The organism is Streptomyces sp. NPDC017246, assembly GCF_044331325.1.
Classification (GTDB): domain Bacteria; phylum Actinomycetota; class Actinomycetes; order Streptomycetales; family Streptomycetaceae; genus Streptomyces.
In genome coordinates this window covers 1-18,727 of the sequence record NZ_JBIRMW010000004.1, presented here as the reverse complement: position 1 = coordinate 18,727, position 18,727 = coordinate 1, and the positions used below count along the sequence as shown (strand labels likewise).

Annotated in this window: 14 protein-coding genes and 3 pseudogenes; 8 read left to right on the top strand and 9 right to left on the bottom strand. The window is 68.9% G+C overall.

The features are described 5' to 3' along the window. Positions 1-120 precede the first annotated feature (120 nt). Positions 121-1,113: an aldo/keto reductase gene (locus ACH4MY_RS10930; protein WP_398000644.1), complete on the top strand. Its 993-nt coding sequence runs from the start codon at positions 121-123 to the stop codon at positions 1,111-1,113. Positions 1,114-1,196: 83 nt separating this feature from the next. Beyond that, positions 1,197-1,577, top strand: a complete 381-nt coding sequence (locus tag ACH4MY_RS10925) for a hypothetical protein (RefSeq protein WP_398000641.1) — start codon at positions 1,197-1,199, stop codon at positions 1,575-1,577. Between the two features lie 121 nt (positions 1,578-1,698). On the opposite strand, the gene ACH4MY_RS10920 is transcribed toward ACH4MY_RS10925, so the two are convergent. Further along, a complete protein-coding gene (locus tag ACH4MY_RS10920) occupies positions 1,699-2,862 on the bottom strand; it encodes an esterase-like activity of phytase family protein (protein WP_398000638.1) in 1,164 nt (387 codons plus the stop codon). A gap of 322 nt (positions 2,863-3,184) precedes the next feature. Here ACH4MY_RS10920 and ACH4MY_RS10915 point away from each other — a divergent pair, with 322 nt between their 5' ends. After that, positions 3,185-4,999, top strand: a complete 1,815-nt coding sequence (locus ACH4MY_RS10915) for an ABC transporter ATP-binding protein (protein ID WP_398000635.1) — start codon at positions 3,185-3,187, stop codon at positions 4,997-4,999. Between the two features lie 330 nt (positions 5,000-5,329). Next, on the top strand, positions 5,330-10,030 hold the full coding sequence (locus ACH4MY_RS10910; protein WP_398000633.1) for a glycosyl hydrolase family 18 protein: 4,701 nt from the start codon (positions 5,330-5,332) through the stop codon (positions 10,028-10,030). A gap of 219 nt (positions 10,031-10,249) precedes the next feature. Here ACH4MY_RS10910 and ACH4MY_RS10905 read toward each other — a convergent pair whose 3' ends face one another. Next, positions 10,250-10,735, bottom strand: coding sequence for a carboxymuconolactone decarboxylase family protein (locus ACH4MY_RS10905; protein ID WP_398000630.1), 486 nt, complete (start codon positions 10,733-10,735; stop codon positions 10,250-10,252). Positions 10,736-10,915: 180 nt separating this feature from the next. Between ACH4MY_RS10905 and ACH4MY_RS10900 the strand changes: the two genes are divergently transcribed. Continuing rightward, positions 10,916-11,812 (top strand): RNA polymerase sigma-70 factor, encoded by an 897-nt coding sequence (locus tag ACH4MY_RS10900; protein WP_398000628.1) that lies wholly within the window; start codon positions 10,916-10,918, stop codon positions 11,810-11,812. A gap of 412 nt (positions 11,813-12,224) precedes the next feature. Continuing rightward, positions 12,225-12,489: pseudogene (locus ACH4MY_RS10895) on the top strand (GNAT family N-acetyltransferase); the annotation flags it as partial. Positions 12,490-12,590: 101 nt separating this feature from the next. Here the strand turns inward: ACH4MY_RS10895 and ACH4MY_RS10890 are convergent. From ACH4MY_RS10890 to ACH4MY_RS10865, 6 genes and pseudogenes are all read right to left on the bottom strand, one after another. Next, entirely contained in the window at positions 12,591-13,733 is a 1,143-nt protein-coding gene (locus ACH4MY_RS10890; RefSeq protein WP_398000625.1) for a hypothetical protein, read from the bottom strand. Positions 13,734-13,937: 204 nt separating this feature from the next. After that, on the bottom strand, positions 13,938-14,537 hold the full coding sequence (locus ACH4MY_RS10885; protein WP_398000622.1) for a pentapeptide repeat-containing protein: 600 nt from the start codon (positions 14,535-14,537) through the stop codon (positions 13,938-13,940). 28 nt (positions 14,538-14,565) lie between these two features. Continuing rightward, a complete protein-coding gene (locus ACH4MY_RS10880; RefSeq protein WP_398000619.1) occupies positions 14,566-14,691 on the bottom strand; it encodes a polymorphic toxin type 28 domain-containing protein in 126 nt (41 codons plus the stop codon). A gap of 67 nt (positions 14,692-14,758) precedes the next feature. Further along, positions 14,759-14,839, bottom strand: a pseudogene (locus ACH4MY_RS10875) (hypothetical protein); the annotation flags it as partial. Beyond that, a complete protein-coding gene (locus ACH4MY_RS10870; protein WP_398000616.1) occupies positions 14,812-15,459 on the bottom strand; it encodes a response regulator in 648 nt (215 codons plus the stop codon). The gene ACH4MY_RS10870 and the pseudogene ACH4MY_RS10875, both read right to left, overlap by 28 nt. Next, the gene (locus tag ACH4MY_RS10865; RefSeq protein ID WP_398000613.1) at positions 15,456-16,601 is read right to left on the bottom strand and encodes a sensor histidine kinase; all 1,146 of its coding nucleotides are present in this window, start codon (positions 16,599-16,601) and stop codon (positions 15,456-15,458) included. Before ACH4MY_RS10865 ends, ACH4MY_RS10870 begins: the two co-directional genes overlap by 4 nt. Before the next feature lie 161 nt (positions 16,602-16,762). Between ACH4MY_RS10865 and ACH4MY_RS10860 the strand changes: the two genes are divergently transcribed. Together ACH4MY_RS10860 and ACH4MY_RS10855 are read left to right on the top strand one after the other, a co-directional pair. Then, the gene (locus tag ACH4MY_RS10860) at positions 16,763-17,257 is read left to right on the top strand and encodes a DUF6326 family protein (protein WP_398000610.1); all 495 of its coding nucleotides are present in this window, start codon (positions 16,763-16,765) and stop codon (positions 17,255-17,257) included. Between the two features lie 92 nt (positions 17,258-17,349). After that, positions 17,350-18,242: pseudogene (locus ACH4MY_RS10855) on the top strand (IS5 family transposase). Here ACH4MY_RS10855 and ACH4MY_RS10850 read toward each other — a convergent pair. Further along, the gene (locus ACH4MY_RS10850) at positions 18,231-18,581 is read right to left on the bottom strand and encodes a hypothetical protein (protein ID WP_398000607.1); all 351 of its coding nucleotides are present in this window, start codon (positions 18,579-18,581) and stop codon (positions 18,231-18,233) included. The pseudogene ACH4MY_RS10855 and the gene ACH4MY_RS10850 sit on opposite strands and share 12 nt — an antisense overlap. Between the last annotated feature and the right edge of the window lie 146 nt (positions 18,582-18,727).

Below are 18,727 nucleotides of genomic sequence, written 5' to 3'. Positions count from 1 at the left end.
GAATCGCATCGGATTCTCCTGTTGGATCCATACCCATGGGTCGAGGGAGATTGGTGACGGCACCACCACCTCCCCGCCGCACCCCGGTCACCGGGGCCGCCCCCATGCCATGGAGTCGCGTTGTACACCGCACATTCCGACCGTTATGCCGACATGCTGTACCGACGTACCGGGCGCAGCGGCCTGAAGCTCCCCGCTCTCTCCCTGGGGCTGTGGCACAACTTCGGTCCGGATCGCCCGGCGGAGCTCCAGCGCGCGATCCTGCGCCGCGCCTTCGACCTCGGGATCACCCACTTCGACCTGGCGAACAACTACGGCCCCCCGCCCGGCGCGGCGGAGTCCGCCCTCGGCGACTTCCTGCGCACGGATTTCGCGCCCTACCGCGACGAACTGATCGTCTCCACCAAGGCCGGATACCTGATGTGGCCCGGCCCGTACGGCGAATGGGGCTCCCGCAAGTACCTCCTGTCGTCGCTCGACCAGAGCCTGCGCCGGCTCGGCCTCGACCACGTCGACATCTTCTACTCGCACCGCTTCGACCCGGAGACGCCCCTGGAGGAGACCATGGGCGCCTTGCACTCCGCGGTCCAGCAGGGCAAGGCGCTGTACGTCGGCGTCTCCAACTACTCGGCCGAGCAGACCCGAGAGGCCGCCCGCATCCTCGGCGAGCTGGGCACCCCCCTCACCCTTCACCAGCCCCGTTACTCGATGCTCGACCGACGCCCGGAGGACGAGGGCCTGCTCGACGCCCTCGACGATCTGCGGACCGGTTCCATCGCCTACTCCCCGCTGGAACAGGGACTGCTGACCGGACGCTACCTGGACGGCATTCCCGAGGACTCCCGCGCCGCGAGCGACAGCCCCTTCCTGAACAGGGACTCCGTCACCGAGGACCTCGTGACCCGATTGCGCGCCCTGAACGACCTCGCCGCGTCCCGTGGCCAGACCCTGGCCCAGCTCGCCCTGGCCTGGGTGCTGCGCGGCGGCCGTGTCACCTCGGCCCTGGTGGGAGCGAGCAGCACACGACAACTGGAGGACAGTGTTGCCGCCCTCCACCACCTCGACTTCGGCACCGAGGAACTGGACCTCGTCGACACCCTCACGCGTTCCTGACACGGCGCGAGCACCGCTCCTCGGGACTGATGCGGTCCTCGACTGTCGGCCAGTCCTGCCGATGTGGGGCTAGGCTCCGTGAAATGGAGCGGGCTGAGGTTCTGAAGCGTGTGATCGGCATCCTGACGGAGGCTCAGGAGATCCGCCGGGCGGTGGAGGAGGAGAGCGACGGCGAGGAGGCCTTCGAGGTCGCGTCCGAGGTCGAGCCGCGGGTGTTCACCCAGATGCTGAACGAGATGCTGCCCCGCATCAGCGTGCCGGCCGACGCCGCGCCGCAGGAAGTCGCCCACCTGCTCGCCACGGCACTCGGGCCCGCGCTCCACACGATGGTCTCCGGGTTCACTCTGGCCTTCACGAGTCTCGCCGTGGCGCACGACGAGGGCCGGACCGACATCTCCTCCGCCGAGGTGCTGCAGTCCCTCGCTCTCCAGGTGGAGTCAGGACGCTTCGACGAGGGCGCCTGACCGGCTCACGCGTGGGTGTGCGGAGGGCCATGGCCGTGGAGTCGCCCCGGCCCCCGCGAGGTGCTGAGGCGGGCCCGAGCCCGTGCTCACAGGCCCCGGCCCGGTGCCGCGAGGCTCAGGTTCAGCGCAGCGCGAGCGCGACGAACTGAGTGACCGCGTCCTTGTCGAAGTTGTCGTCGCTGACGAGGATCAGCGATCGCTCACCCGACGGCAGGGTGGGGCCCCAGGTCATGCCCTCGGTGTTGTCGACGGTGGACAGGCCGAGGGTGTGGAAGTCGGCGACGAGCCTCTTCCGCATGGCCACGACGGGCTGTCCGGCCAAGGAGTCGATGGCCCGTACGTCGGTGGCGCCCCGCGTGGTGGTGTCGTACAGGCGGATCTTGTAGCCGGAGCCGGCGACCCAGGTTCGTTCGATCACGAGGTAGCGCTCGGGGTCGTCGGGGAAGGCCAGGATGGACGGTACGCCGGTGTCGGGGCCCCAGGGGCTGGTCGGGTCGGACTCGGCGAAGATCTTCTCGACGGGGTACGCGAACTGTCCGAGCACCCGACCGCCGCGGGACTGCCGCGTGACACGCACGAGCGCGCCGTGCGTCAGGTCGGGCACCGGGCCGTCCTGGAGCAGCGGGCCTTCGACCGCGCTGGTCACGACGGTGCCGCGGGCGCCGAAGGTGAGCGCCTCGACGGCCTGGTTCCGGCGCGGCCCGCGCTCCGCGGTGATCATGTAGTTCTCCGGCAGCCGCAGCCGGCCGCGGTGGGTGCCGTCGGGGTCGGAGATCTCGATGGACGGCTGGATCACCGGCGCGCCGGCGACGGCGGGCCGGTCGCCCTCCTGCCCCCACCAGTAGCGGCAGTAGCGCGGGTCGACGCGGATCTCCTCCGGGTCGATCGCCTTGCCGTCGCCGAGGGCGGGGGACGGGTACACCGAGCCGTCCGGCCGGCGGAGGGGGTGGGTCGAGGTGAAGTCGACGGCGTGCACGCCGCCGGCGTCGATGTCGAGCTTCGCGGTGTAGACGCGCGCGGGCTGGAGGAAGGAGCGGTCGTCGCTGATGAGGACGTACTCGCCGGTGCATCGGTCGCGGTCGATCCCGGAGAGGCCGCCGACCGTGGTCCCCAGGAAGTCGAGCTTGTGCGGGACGGTCTTCTCGCCGAGCAGCCGGGCCTGCACCGCACGCTTCGACTCCGGTGCGGGCGCACCGGGTTGGGGTGCGGCGGCGACGGCGGGGGCGAGGGTGGACGTGACGAGCAGGGCCGCGGCGCAGGCGCGGCGGATCAGGGAGGCACTCATACCGATGATCATGTACCGGCTCCCACCCGCCCCACAGTCACCCAGGCGAGTGTTCCTTCCGCCCGCCGGACCGACTGTCGGACGATAGGCGCGACCGGGTCGTCCTCGGATCCTCGAAGGGGAGCACCGGGGGGCACCGCGTACGAACCGTGCCGGTCAGGTCGATTCGCGGACCACGAGTGCGCCGGGGACGACGACCGGCTCTCCGTGTCCGCTTCCGATCTCCTTTCCCGATGGATCGAGGAAAACCCTTGGACGGCGCGAGTGTCCGCGCGGAACACTGCGAACCCTGTCCAGTTCGATCCGACAAATTAGGGTTGGGATGGGAAAGCCTGAATCGCGCAAGAGTTCGCCGGGCGGGGGCCCTGTGCTCCTCGCACTTCGTTACTACGGAAAGGAGTTGGTCCGGCTCAAGGGGCTGACAGTGCCCGCGATGCTGCTCCCGGCGTTGGGCAACATCGGCATCTTCTACATCGCGCCGCTCGTGGTCGCGAAGCTCGTCGGCCGCATCGCGGGGGGCGCCGACAGCGGCATCGGCCCGATGCTGCCCTACGTCCTGGGCTTCGCCGGCGTCCTCCTGCTCGCCGAGACGCTCTGGCGCGTCGGACTGCACTGCCTGAACCGCCTCGACGCCCTCGGCATCGAGCACCTGTACGTCATCGGCATGGACGAGCTGTTCGCCAAGGACGCCACCTTCTTCCACGACAACTTCGCCGGCTCGCTGACCAAACGGGTGTTGAGCTTCGCCTCCCGCTTCGAGGAGTTCGTCGACACGCTCACCTTCTCGGTCATGGGCAAGCTCGTCCCCCTCGTGTTCGCGTCGGTGGTGCTGTGGACGTACGAACCCCTGCTCGTCGTCGGGCTCCTGATGATGATCGCGGTGACGGCCCTGTGCGTGCGGCCCCTGATCCGCCGCCGGCAGGCGCTCGTCGACCAGCGCGAGGAGGCCATCGCCCGGGTCTCCGGCCACGTCGCCGACTCCCTGATGAACATGGACACCGTGCGGTCCTTCGCCGCCGAACACCGCGAGGCCGCCGAACACCGCTCCCGCGTCGCCGAATCGCGGCGGCTCAGCCTGCGTTCGTGGGACTACGGCAATCTGCGCATCGACACCGTGGTCGCACCGATGTCCGTAGTGACGAACGCCCTCGGACTGCTGCTCGCCCTCTCGCTCGGCGCGGGAGAGCACGGCGTCGAGGCGGTCGTCGTCGCCTTCACCTACTACTCCAACGCCACACGGATCATGTTCGAGTTCAACCAGATCTACCGCCGCCTGGAAAGCTCGATGACCGAGGCCGCGCAGTTCACCGAATTGCTGCAGACCCCGCCGACCGTACGGGACCCGGCCGTGCCGGAACCGCTTCTCTTCAAGGGCGCCGACGTGCGCTTCGAGAAGGTGAACTTCGCCCACGCGGGCGCGAAGCCGCTCTTCGAGGACCTCGACCTGGCCGTGCCCAGCGGGGCGAAGGTCGGGTTCGTCGGCAGGTCCGGCGGCGGTAAGACCACACTGACCCGGCTGCTGCTGCGGATGACGGACATCAACGGCGGCCGCATCACGATCGGCGGACAGGACATCAGCAGGCTGCGACAGACCGAACTGCGCAGCCTGATCGCCTATGTGCCGCAGGACCCGGCGATGTTCCACCGCACCCTGCGGGAGAACATCGCGTTCGCCCGGCCGGACGCCACCGACGCCGAGATCCGCCGTGCGGCCGAGGCGGCGCATGTCACGGAGTTCGTCCACGCGCTCCCCGACGGCTTCGACACGATGGTGGGCGAGCGCGGGGTGAAGCTCTCCGGCGGGCAGCGCCAGAGAGTCGCCCTCGCGCGGGCGATTCTGCGCGACGCGCCGATCCTGCTGCTCGACGAGGCGACCAGCGCCCTGGACTCCGAGAGCGAGGTCCTCGTCCAGGACGCGCTCTGGCGCCTCATGGAAGGGCGGACCGCGCTGGTGGTGGCCCACCGGCTGAGCACGGTCGCCACCATGGACCAGCTCGTCGTCCTCGACCGCGGACGGATCGCCGAGCAGGGCACACATCACGAGCTGCTCGCCGCGGAGGGCGCGTACGCGAGACTCTGGCAGCACCAGTCGGGCGGCTTCCTCGACGGCGACCCTGCCGGGGCCGGCCTGACGTAGGACCCGGCAGGGGCGCGGGCGTGTCCCGGCGACGGCGGTGAGGGATGCGGGCAGGGATGCTGGCAGGCCTCACCGCCGAGGGAGGGGTATCCGTTCGTCGACGACGAAGTCGACGTTGTGGAACCGAGTCGTCCCATGACGCCGTGCGGAATCCGGGATCGCCACCCGCACTCGCCACGAAGGGCCGTCGGCAAGCTGATGGGGTCTCAGGAACGATCGAGGCCTACAGTGGAGAATCCATGTAGCTTCCAACGATTCGGTTGCTCCCGATCCGTTGGATGTACGAAAGGGAAACTCTTGTTCCGCCGATTAATCACTGCCGTGGTGGTGATGGCCGGGCTGGCAGCGTCACTTGTCGTTCCGGCCTCCGCCACCGAATTCCCCGCGGCCACCACGCCCCTGGTCAGTTGGAACATGCAAGGGGCCAACAACAAGGCGAAGAACGGCAGCAAGTGGACCAACACCGTTCAGCGGCTGGCCTGGCAGGTGCCGATCCTGATGCTTCAGGAGGTCGGCCCGCACCCCCCTGAGAACAGTGCCCCCCAGCCCAGCCAGACCTTCACCACGGTCGACAGCCAGGGCGTCACGCATCAGCACACCGTGCTGCACCGGACCTGGGTCGTCGGCAGCGGTATCCGCAACACCATCCCGACCCGTGAGGTCTACTTCCTCCAGACCGACGACGACGCGACGAACCCGCGGCGGATCGGCGGCCGGGTCAACACGGCGCTCGTCCTGACCGAGGCGCCCGACGAGCTGATCGTCGTCGGCAACCCGGTCGACGCCGGCCGGAACGCGCTCGGCGCGCGCTTCGGCACCGAGTGGTACTTCACCCTGCACGGCCTGTCCGGTGGTGGCGGTGACTCCGGGGCGATGCTGGACGCCATCGACGACCGGATCGAGAGCCTCGGGAGCCAGCGTAACGTCACCTACAACGCGACGGTCGGTGGCGACTTCAACGTCGACCCGAGGGTCCTCGCCGAGCGGACGAGCTTCCCGCCGACCATGCGGATCCACAGCTCGGGGCAGGCGACCCACCAGCACAGCGGTGAACTGGACTACTTCGTCACCACCCACTTCAACCAGACGCTGACGGTCTCGGTCCGGTCCGAGGGCGACTCCGACCACCGGCCGACCCAGTCCGGCCGGCTCGCCGCAGGCGGCATCAACCCGCCGCCGGGTCCCAGTCCGTCCCCCGGCGCCGGCCCGCCGATCGAGGAGCTCCGGGTGATGCCGACCGGTGACGGGATCACGGCCGGGGTGCACAGCACCGACGACGGTGGCTTCCGGGACTACCTGAAGTCCATCCTGAAGGGCCTGACGACCATCGCGGTGATCGGTGGCACGACGGCCAGTCTCGTCTTCAAGCGCACGGACTTCGTCGGTGACCTGAAGAACGGCAAGCGGGGCGACCCCGACCACATGGGCTTCGACGGCAAGGGCATCGACGCCATCAAGGCCGAGTCGGTCCCCGCGCTGCGGACGCTGCGGCCGAACATGATGACCCTGGTCGCGGGCACGGCCGACCTGGCCGGCGGTGCCGACGGTACGGCGACGGCCGGGAAGATGCGGACGTTCCTGGACGAGATCTACCGGGCCTCGCCGACGACCACGGTCCTGCTCGGGACCCTGCCGCCGTCGACGAACCCGACCTACCAGGCCCGGATCGACGCGTACAACAGCGAGCTCCGCACGATCGCCTACGCCAAGATCAAGGACGGCGCACGGCTGGTGCTGGTCGACCTGGGCGCTGTTACCCCGGAGGACATCACCAACGAGATCTACCCGACCGACGCCGGCTACCAGAAGATCGCGGACGCCTTCGGCGAAGGCGCTCGGATCGCGGTCCTGCAGCGCATGATCAGCGGCCGTTCGTACGTCTGGGAGCCGATCGGCAAGATCCGGGACGCCGCCCCGGCCGGTTCGAAGATCGCGTTCCCCGACCTGAACGGCGACGGCAAGGACGACTACGCGGTGGTCGGTACGGACGGCAAAGTCACCGGCTGGCGCAACGACGACCCGCGCAAGGCCGGGGTCTCGCTGGGCGACATCAGCCCGGCCGACCGCGGGAACGACCCGGACCGGGTCTACTTCGCCGACCTGGACGGTGACGGCAAGGACGACTACATCCGGATCCTGTACCCGCCCGACTCGCCGACCGGCTTCCCCGCGATGCGGATGGCGCGGAACACCAGCAGTGGCGGCAAGATCAGTTGGGACAGCCCGACGATCGTCGCGAACAATCTCGTCTACGAGCCGGAGCTGTACTTCACCGACCTCGACGGCGACGGCCGCGACGACCTGATCACGCTGGACCGGATGAGCTTCCCGACCGCCTGGCAGAACAAGGGCAAGGGAATGCCGACTCCGGGCGGCTGGGAGAAGGTCGAGGGATTCGCCACGCCGGGGGAGGCGCGCGGGGCGCAGGTGGCCTTCGCCGACATCACCGGTGACGGCAAGGCCGACACGGTCCGGGTCGAGTTCTCCAGCGGTGAGGTCCGGGCCTGGCAGAACACCGGCGCACCGTGGAGCCTCACCAAGGGCTGGAAGTCGCTGGGCGTGGTCCGCTCCGACGATCCGTTCCAGGGCACCGTCGGGACCTTCGCCGACCTGGACGGCGACGGGATCGAGGACTTCGCCATGATTCGCTCCGCTACGACCGGCTCCCGGTCGGCGAGGACCGCCGCCCAGGCGGCCGTGGCGAGTGGTTCCGGTGACATCGAGGGCTGGCTGGTGCCGAGCTACGGCGACGGCAGCCGCAGCGACGGCGGTGCCGGTGATCTCGGTGTCAACGGTGGTGCCGGTGACCCGATGGAGTCGCACCCCGGTGGCGACGACGGCGGTCCGCGGCCGAGTGCGTCCGGCGACTGCCGGCCGGACGGGCTGGCGACCACGCCGGGTGTGGCGACGCCGTACTGCAAGGTCTATCAGAGTGACGGCCGGGAATGGCTCGGTCAGGGCCGGGACCGCCGGGTCGTGGGCTACTTCAACGGTGGCCGCACGGGCGCCGACGGCACGCCGCACTACCTGGTGAAGAACATCCCGTGGTCGAAGGTGACCCACCTCAACTACGCGTTCGCGTCGGTGGAGAACAACCAGATCAAGGTCGACTCGAATGCCACCCAGAAGGAGTGGCCCGGCGAGGTCGGCGCCGAGATGGATCCCTCGCTGCCCTACAAGGGACACTTCAACCTGCTGACGAAGTACAAACGCCTGCATCCGCGGGTGAAGACGCTGATCTCGGTCGGCGGCTGGGCCGGTTCCGGTGGCTTCTACGCGATGACCACCAACGCCGACGGCTCCGTCAACCAGGGCGGGATCGACACGTTCTCGCGCTCGGTCGTGGACTTCCTGCGGACCTACGGGTTCGACGGCGCCGACATCGACTTCGAGTACCCCACGGTCCTCGAGGACACCGGAAATCCGACCGACTGGGCGGTGTCGAACCCGCGCCGCAAGGGTCTGCCCACGGCGTACGCCGCGTTGATGAAGACACTGCGGGACGCGCTGAACCGGGCTTCGGTCGCGGACGGCAAGTACTATCTGCTCACCTCGGCGTCGTCGGCCTCCGGCTACCTGGCCCGCGGGATGGCGAACCAGACCGCGCTGGACCACCAGGACTTCACCAACCTGATGGCCTACGACTACCACGGCACCTGGAACGACGTCGTGGGTCCGAACGCGGCACTGTTCGACGACGGCAAGGACCCGGAACTGGCCGACCAGTACGCCACCCCGGAGTACGGGAAGATCGGGTACTTCAACACCGACTGGGCGATGAAGTACATGCGTGGCGCGATGCAGGCCGGGCGCGTCAACATCGGTGTGCCCTACTACACGCGCGGCTGGCAGAACGTCACCGGCGGTACGAACGGTCTGTGGGGCACGTCGCGGAAGCCGAGCGGGTGCGAGCCGGGTACGGGCCTCAAGCGGCCCTGTGGTGACGGTGCCTTCGGCATCGACAACATCTGGCACGACGAGACCAACAACGGCAGCGAGCTCGGCTCCGGGACGAACCCGCTGTGGCACACCAAGAACCTGGAGAAGAACATCACGCCGGTCTATGCGCGCAGCGTCGGACTCGAGCCGGAGACCGACATCACCGACCGGCGCACGGGCCAGTACACCCGGTACTGGGACGACACCACGAAGACGTCGTGGCTGTGGAACGCCGAGAAGAAGGTGTTCCTGTCGACCGAGGACGAACAGGGCGTCGACGCGGTCACCGATCTGGTCAAGTCGACCGGAGCGGGCGGCGTGATGATGTGGGAGCTCGGCGGCGACTACTCCTGCCCGGCGGACATCCAGCCGGACACCCCGTGCGGGATGGGGTACACGCTGACCACCCGGCTGAACGAGAAGCTGGGCAATATCGGCGCCTATGACAACAACCTGCGCACCGGCAGCAGCGGTACCGCGCCGACGGTGACCGCCAACCTGAGCGTCGAGATGGTCAACTACCCGACCGCCACGGCGAACCTGTGGCCGTTGCAGCCGACCGTCCGGATCACCAACAACACCGGGCGCACGCTCGGCGGTGGCAAGGACACGAAGCTGTCGTTCGACATTCCGGCCTCGACGTCACCACTGGTCAAGGACGCCAACTGGCAGACGGGCGTCCAAGGTGGCCAGTGGAAGCTGGCGCCCGGTACGACGTTCCACCGGGTCAGCACGACACTGGACTACTGCCAGATCATCCCGGCCGGGAAGTCGCTCGACGTGCCGATCATCTACTTCCTCCCGATCACCGGTCCGGTGAACACGAGTCTGTCGATCGGCGGTACGGCGTACGCGCCCGCGAACGACAACCTCAAGGGGCTCGGTACGGCAACCCCGCCGGCTGGTGGCTGCAGCGCCGGGAACTGGGATGCGACCAAGATCTACTCCCCGGCGAGCCAGCCGATCGAGCAGACCACGGTCAAGTACAACGGCAAGGTCTGGAAGGCCAAGTGGGAGACGAAGGGGAGCGCACCGGGCACCGGGGCCGACGCCGACCACGAGCCCTGGAAGCTGATCGGCAGCGCCGGCTGACCGTTCTGACCCGCCGATCCTGACACTCCACGTCTTGATCGAATAGGCGGAGAGTGCTTCTGAAACGCAACGATGGGACTTGTCCAGGGTCCTATGGGCTGCACGGCGGGCAGCACTCTCCAGGCCCGGGCGGCGGCCGCCGACGAGTACACCCGTGAGCATGCCTGGGAACTCGCGGCGGCCGCCGTCGTGGTCTTCTGCGGGGCGGACCCCGGTGCGTCAACCAGCGACGGTGGCCAAGTCGCCGGGTGCGTAGGATCCACCCCGGTTGTCGAGGATCACGCCGAGCCGGTTGGTCGCGTTGATCATGGCGACGAGGGAGACGAGAGCGATGACCTGCTCCTCGTCGTAGTGCTTGCGCACCCGGGCCCAGGTCTCGTCGGTGACCCCTCCGTATCCGTCGATGATGCGGGTGCCCTCCTCGGTGAGGGCCAGCGCGGCCCGCTCGGCGTCGGTGAACACGGTGGAGTGCCGCCAGGTGGCGACGAGGCTGAGCCGGGCCACGTCCTCGCCGGCCGCCGCGGCGTCCTTGCTGTGGATGTCGACGCAGAAGCCGCAGCCGTTGATCTGGCTGGCTCGCAGCTGCACCAGTTCCTGGGTGGACCGGGACAGTGCCGACTCCTGGATGACCTGACTGACGGCGTACATCCGCTTGCCGACCTTCGTGCCGAGCTCGGTGTCGAACAGGTTCATACGGGCTTCCATGGGGCTTCCTCACTCGTGGAACCGTGTGGTTGATGCCCATGAGGCGCCGGTGGCCGCGCTCCTGTGACACGGCGCGGATGTGACGTGGACCACGGGGGGCGGCTGTCACAGAACCGGGGTGAGCGGCGTCCCGTGTACGACACGCACCACCCGTAGCGCGACGGAAGCCGGGAGCTGACGATGACGGACGCGAACAGGGATGCCGGCACCGACGCGGCCACGGCCACGGAGAGCTTCGTCGCCCACCGCAATCTGTTGTTCACGGTGGCCTACGAGATGCTGGGCTCGGCGGCCGACGCCGAGGACGTCCTCCAGGAGACGTGGCTGCGCTGGTCGGGCGTCGAGCACACCACCGTCCGCGACCCGCGTGCCTTCCTGGTCCGCATCACCACCCGCCAGTCCCTGACCCGCCTTCGCACACTCCGCCGCCGCAAGGAGTCCTACGTCGGCCCGTGGCTGCCCGAGCCGCTGCTCACCGCTCCCGACGTGGCCGAAGACGTCGAGCTCGCGGACAGCGTCTCCATGGCGATGCTCCTCGTACTGGAGACCCTCACACCGACCGAGCGCGCCGTGTTCGTGCTGCGGGACGTCTTCGACCTGGACTACGACGAGATCGCGCAGGCCGTCGACAAGTCCACGCCCGCCGTCCGCCAGATCGCGCACCGCGCCCGCACCCACGTCGCCGCGCGCCGCCCTCGTGAGACGGTCTCCCCGTCCCAGACCCGCGACGCGCTCGCCGCCTTCCAACAGGCGGTGGAGACAGGCGATTTGACCCGGCTCCTCAACATGATCGCCCCGGAAGTCGTTCTCCTGACGGACGGCGGCGGAGTTGTCCGGGCCGCCGTGGAACCGGTGGTGGGCGTGGCCGAGGTGATGGAGGTTCTGGCCAGGCTCAGGGGCGCCCTGCTGCAACCGACCCTGGTCAACGGCCATTCGGCCCTGATCATCCGCCGCGAAGGCCGGATCGACACGATCGTGGCGCTCCGCCTGGACGCCGGCCTCATCACCGGTCTCTACGCCGTCCGCAATCCCGAGAAGCTGTCACGCATGAACCGCGAGACGGCGATGGGCCGCTGACGCCGGGACGGCTGCCCGGGCCGGCACCGCAACAGGCGTGTCACCCACGGGAACCGGAGGCCTTGGCCGTCGGTACGCCCATGGGACGGCATCAGCCCGTCCGCGTCGGCCTCGGCCTGCAGTGCGGTCAGGACGTGCTTCGGTGATCAGTGCGGGGACTGGATCGTCACGCATTCCTTTGAAGGGGGCGGGAGCGTCCCTCGAAGGAAATTGGCGAAGGGCCTGGAGCGGCGTCGCGCAAGGGTGGTGTGCCCACGGTCGGGCCCTCCGGTCCTTGAAGGCGATGGCCCCGCCGGGAACCCACGCCCAGGCGGAGGTCGCCGCGAGAACTACCGACTGACGAGGACGCAGCACGGCCGATCGTCTGCTGCTCCGCCGGTGGCGGGAGTCCGACCTCGAGCCATGGGCGGCGATGAACGCTGATCCCGAGGGCCGGGACACCTCGGTGAGCTGCTGACCCGGGAACAGAGCGATGCCGCGGTGACGGAGATGCAGGCCGTATTCGACGAGCGAGGTTATGGGTGGTGGGCGCTGGAAGCACGGGAGACCGGCGAGTTCATCGGCCGCGCCGGCCTGGATGAGGTGGCGAGGCCATGCCCTTCGCGGGGGTGGATATCGGCTGGCGGTTGGTCCGTGCGGCGTTCCGTGTTCCTTCGGACGGGGGTGACGGATTCGCCCCGGCCCCACGACCTCAGGGCCCCTCGACCTGCCGCTGTGGGCTGAGGTGTGGCGTACAGCAACGTGGGTCCGCAGCCGCCACGTGAGAGTCCGGCCGAGATCAGCCCTCCAGTCCGTGGAGACCCCAGACGTGGAGGGCGTCACGAGTCTCGGACAGCGTCGACCAGACACCGCTTCCCAGCGCGGTCGGCTCGGAGGGGACCGGCGAGGGGTAGTCGATCGGCACGAAATCGTTCCTGCCCGTCGTGTCCACCAGCCAGTGCCGGCCCTGCCCCCACTCCTCGTCGCACTCGACAGTCGAGGCGACAAGGGTCGTCTCGTCGAGGAAACCGCCGGCCCAGTCCCAGCAGACGTCCAGTTCGTCCTCGTCCTCGGCGGCGTCAGAGTCCGTGGCGGTGGGAGCGTCGGGGTGACGGGGAATCGCTGCCTCGGCGTTCCAGTCCAGCGCCTCTACGATGGCGCCGCGAGAGTCTCGTACGGCGAGGGAGTCCTGGTCGTGGGAGACGGTCATGAGCCGGTCACCCGAGGGGCTGAGGCTCAGCAGGCACAGATCGCCGTCCAGGCAGTCCACGGTCAGTTCCCTCCCGTCCCAGCGGCCCCATCGCAGCGGTGCGCCGTCCTGCCCTTCGCCGATGCTCAGCCCCATCTGGTGAGGATCGGTCGGGTGGGGAAGGTGAACGCTGCCGGCGGCTGCCGCTTCGGCGTCGGCCCGCGCGAGCACGCGACCGTTCTCGGCGTCGATGACCAGCCACTCGTCGGCCGTATCGGGGCTCAGCTCGCCCTCGGACAACGGGCCGCGTACGTGCGCCCAGACGAGCCTGCCGTCCGCCGAGAAACCAACCGAGCCGCTCTCGGGGTACCGATGGTCCTGCCGATCCGCGTACTCGTCGTACGCCTCGTGCATCTCGCGGCACGCGCCGTACCAGCACCCATGGCGGACCTCCCAACACGTCGCTCCCGACGGATCCACCGCGCGCACGGCATGGACCCCGGCGAAGACGGCCAGACTCGCGTCCGGCGCCACTTCCCACGTTCCGCGACTCCGGGGCCAGGGCGCGGGGAAGTGAACACTCGCCCCAGCGCGTGCGACGAAGGCGTCGTCCAGGGGCTGGGCCACGATCTCGTCGTCGCTCCGCTGGACGAGCAACCTGCGCCCGGGCAGCCCCGCGATCTCCGGCGGACCGGCCTGCGAGGAGGGCATGAGAGCGGGGACGGTGGCACGGAGCCGAGCGTGAACGGACAAGCGGATCTCCCGGGGTAGTCGAACTCGGGGAAGAGTACGACGGGCCTCGGACATCGGCCGTGAAGGGGGTGCGGTCGGCCTCACGGTGCCAAGCCACTGCGGCACCCGTGGCGCGCGGGGTGACGGCTGATCAGTGGGGCCGCCGCCTTCGCGGCAGCCCTCGTGATCGGTGGGGGCCTTCGTGGTCCGTCGACAGCTGAGGGTCTACGGCCTGAGTGAGCCGCGGCGGGTCCCCTCCAGGCGTGCGCCGTCCAGGATCGCGCCCGCCGTCCTGGCCGCGACCATCACGGCGTCCGACAGGTCCGCGTCCGAGAAGTCCGCGTCGCCCAGTTCGGCCGCGACGAACTTCACCCGGCGCAGGGAGGCGCCGGACAGCCGGGTGCCGACGAGGCGGGCGCGGGAGAACACGGCGTCGTCCGCGTTCGCGCCGCTGAGGTCGGCCCCGCTGAGGTCGCAGAGCCCGGCGTTCACGCGGGTGAGGGTCGCGTTCACCAGCGTGGCCTCGCGCAGGTCGGTGCCCGTCAGGAACGCGTCGGTGAGGTCGCAGCCGCGCAGGTCGCAGCCGCGAAGGTCGGCGTAGCTGAGGATGACGTCCGTCAGGTCCACGCCGCCGAGGCTCACACCGGCGAGCGGAATGCCGGCCAGATCGTTCTCGGTGTCCCAGGGCAGGGTCCACTCGCGCACGAGCGCACGCCAGTCGCCACCGCCGGCGAGGGCGGCGCGGATGCCGTCGAGGGCGGGGGCGTTCTCCGGGCGGGCCCACCGCTCGCGTACCTCGGTGGCGTGGCTGTTCTCGTCGGTCATGGGCGCTCTGTTCCGTTTCTGGGGTCGGTCATGGCTGCTGCTTGATCTGGTGCAGGAAGACTTTCACACGGTCCAGGTGGTAGACGGTGTCATCGTGCTTCTTGAGGAGCACTTCGAGCCCGCGCTCGGTCATGCCGTCCGGTAGCTTCCCCATCTCCTTCCACAGGGCCTTGCGTACGTTCTCCAGTCCGTTCGCGGGCCTGTGTGAGGTCCTGGACGTGGTCGCAGGGGGTGCCGTCCGGCTTGCGGGCCTGGCGGCGGAGCCTTTGCGGCGTCAGATGCGGCCGGTCTCGTGGGCCCACATGGCGACCTCGACGCGGTTTCGGGCGCCGAGCTTTCGCATGAGGTTGGCGAGGTGGGCTTTGACGGTGCTAGGGGTGATATGGAGCTCGTCGGCGATCTCATTGTTGGTGCGGCCTTGCGCTACAGGCACGAGGACTTCCTCCTCGCGGGCGGTGAGCGGTTCTATCGGCTGCCTCGGTGGTGAGGTGTGTGCGTGGGCGAATGCTGCGAGCAGTCGGACAGTCACGCTGGGTGTGATCAGTGCGTCGCCGTCGGCGGCGGCGTGGATGGCCTGGGTCAGCAGGGCGGGTCCGGCGTCCTTGAGCAGGAACCCGCGGGCGCCGGCTTTGAGCGCGCCGTGGACATACTCGTCGAGGTCAAAGGTGGTGATGACCACGATCGGCAGCGGATCGGTGACGTCGGGGCCTGCGAGGCGTCGGGTGGCTTCGATGCCGTCCATCAGCGGCATTCGGATGTCGAACAGGCCGACGTCGGGGCGCAGCTGGAGCGCCAGGCGGACTGCCTCGCGCCCGTCGGCGGCCGCCCCGACCACTTGGATGTCGGGTTGGGCGTCGAGCAGCATGGTCAGCCCGGTGCGCACGATGGGCTGGTCGTCGGCGACCAGGACCCTGATGCTCATCGTGGCGTCCCGGTGCGAGGCAGGACCGCCTCCACCCGCCAGCCCCGCTCGGCGGCGGGGCCCGCGTGGAAGGTGCCTCCGAGCAGTGAGGCGCGTTCCCGCATGCCCACCAGGCCGTAGCCTGCTGGGGCGCGGCCGCCGGCGGCGGAGCCGTCATCGTCGATGGTCAGCCGTACCTGGTCGGTGTCGCCTGTGACGGCGACGGTGACCTGGGTCGCGTGGCGGGCGTGCCGTCGAGCGTTGGTGATGGACTCCTGGGCTATGCGGTAGACCGCGGCCCCGACCGCCGGGCTGAGGCCGTCGAACTCGCCGAATAGCGTCACCTCGACGCAGGGGCGCGTCCGGCCGTCGGTGGCGAGCTGCTCGACCTCGGCCACGCCGGGCTGCGGCGCGAACTCGGTGTTCTGCGTGACGCGGAGCACGCCGACGATGGCGCGCAGCTCGGTGAGGGTGCGGGTCGCCGCGTCCTCGATGATGGCCAGGGCCTCGATGGCACGCTCGGGGTGGGAGGCCGCGATCGCACGTCCTGCTTGGGCCTGGATGGCGATGCCCGAGACATGGTGGGCGACGGTGTCGTGGAGTTCACGAGCGAGCTGTTCGCGTTCGCGGGCCTTGGCTTGTTCGATGTCGCCGATGCGAATCTTCGCGCGATAGCGGATCGTGGCGCCGAGCGCGGCGGCGAACAGGAAGAACGCGTACCCTCCGACCGTCTCCCACAGGCTCATGGGGTCGGCGACGTAGGTGATGGCCAGCCAGAGCAGGATGATGCCGAGGCCGCTTGCCGCTTCCCGGCCGGAGCCCCACCGGAACAGGGCGTAGGCCAGGATCAGCGCCGCGCCGATGCTGTTCAGCGGGGCGCCTTGCGACCCGGTGAGGATTCTGACGATGTCGACGATCGTCATCGCGCCGAAGGAGACCGCAACCGCGACGAGCGGGTGCGTGCGTCGCCACAGCAGGGGGCCGAGGACCGCGAGCACCGCGAGAAGCAGCAGTGGGCGTGGCGCCAGGGCCTGGCGAAGCACCACTTCCACCAGGGACCAGCAGATCAGCACTGCCACCAGGGCCCAGTCCCGCGGCCTCCGGTCCGGGGCATTCGCGGGTCGAGGTTCGACCCACAGCGAGCGGAGTGCGTTGGTGGCCATCCGACCAGCCTAGGCGGCCCGCGTGCTCGGTGTATCCGTCGAAAGTACAAGAGCTTGGCTGTACCAACGGCCAGGTCGAATCAGGCTCCGCGGCCGATGCGCCCGCCGCCGGTATCCGTGAAGGTGGAAGCACTCACCCGATCAAGCCAGGGAGGATTGTGATGAGAACGCCTCAATCCCACACCGCGGAGAATCCGCCGTCCCAGAGCACGCTGGAAGATCTGCGCATGCCCGTGCGGGCCAAGCTCGCAGCAGCATGGACCAGCTTCATGTTCCTCTACATCTACGTCGACTACCTCGCCCTGTACAAGCCCGGATTTGTCGACGACATCCAGGCCGGCATCGTCCACGAGTTCGACACCGGCCCCACCTTTGTCGCCATTGCGCTCACGCTCATGGCCATCCCGATCCTCATGATCCTGCTCTCCGCGACACTGCCCGCCCGTGTCAACCGCACCCTCAACCTCGTCGTGGCAACGCTCTACATCCCCGTCTCGATGTTCAACGCGGTAGGGGAGTCTTGGACCTACTCCTACTTCTACGGCCTCTCCATCGGACTCGAGGTACTGCTCCTCGCCTTCATCCTGCGCTCCGCCTGGACCTGGCCACGCCGCGTCGCATCACCGGCGACCCCGGCAGCCAGCCTCGACAACTAGGAGCTGTCCGGCCGATCATGTGACTACTCAGTGCCCGAGTCGTTCTTGTGGGCATGGGGCGGGGTGATCTGAGTGATGCCGAGTGGTAACGGCTGCGTCCGTTCCTGCCTGTGAGCAACGGGCGTTGTGGCAGGTGGCGGGATCACCGGCAGGTGATCGACGGGATTCTGCACCGGGTGCGGACTGGGGTGCAGTGGCGTGACCTGCCCGAACGATTCGGGCCGTGGAAGACCGTCTACGAACGCCACCGCCTGTGGTCGGCCGACGGAACCTGGGAACGTCTGCTCCAGCAGGTCCAGGCCGCGGCCGACGCCGCAGGCGAGATCGACTGGGACATCTCGGTCGACTCCACCATCGTCCGTGCGCATCAGCACGCGGCCGGCGCCCGCACCGACCCGCCTCCGGCCCCGGGACAAAAGGGGGCCGAAGAGGTGGAACGCCAGGCCGAGACGCCGTGGCAGAGTCTCGTCGCCCGCCTGGTGGAGGTGGTGCTGGAGGTGAGGGCCTGGGCCGCTCGCGGGGCGGGTTCACCAGCAAGCTTCACCTGAGCGCGGACGGCCGCTGCCGCCCGCTTTCCCTGATCGTCACGCCAGGTCAGCGGGCGGACTGCACCCAGTTCAGGGTGGTCCTGGAGAAGATCCGAGTGCCCAGAACTGGCCTGGGCCGGCCGCGCAAGAAGCCGGACAGCGTCGCTGCCGACAAGGCCTACAGCAACGGCCCCATCCGCGAGTACATGCGGCAGCGGGGAATCCGCCACACGATCCCGGAGAAGACCGACAGTCAGGCCACCCGCCTGCGCAAGGGCTCACGCGGCGGACGGCCACCCGGCTTCGATGAGGAGCGGTACAAGAAGCGCAACACCGTCGAGCGGGCGATCAACCGCCTGAAGCAGTTTCGGGCAGTCGCGACTCGCTACGACAAGCGCGGCTACGTCTTTCTTGGCACCGCCACTGCGGGATCCGTCGTGATCTGGCTACGAACGTGATTGCGGAGACGAGGCCTTGGTGTCGTTGCAGCCGTGGTCGGCCCACTCGGTGAGGAGCTCGGCCAGGCTTGCAAGCGACGTTGTCATCGGCCAGGGCACACGTTCTTCGCGGCCTGTCCACGTCAGGTGAACCACAGCCCAGGGGAACGGCCGGTTCGCGACCCTGAACAGGACGTCGTCACATCCTTCGCATCGCGCCGCAGCGGTGACCTCTGCTTCTTGCAGTGGGTGCCCAAGGGAAAGCTCGCGACGCAGTTCCAGCTCGAAGTCGTGCATGCCACCATCGGGCACCCACCACGGAGGGGGCAGGAACGATGGGTCATCCGGCATGTGCTGCATCCCAGCATCCTTGCAGAACCTCTTGGGTCGACCTTGATCGGCCGGACAGGTCCTAGCCTCGCGCTTTCATGAAGCGGGCTGTCCGACGGGTGGTCAGGTAAGCGAAAAGTGCCTCTGACCAGCAAGAATGAGGATTGTCGAGGTCC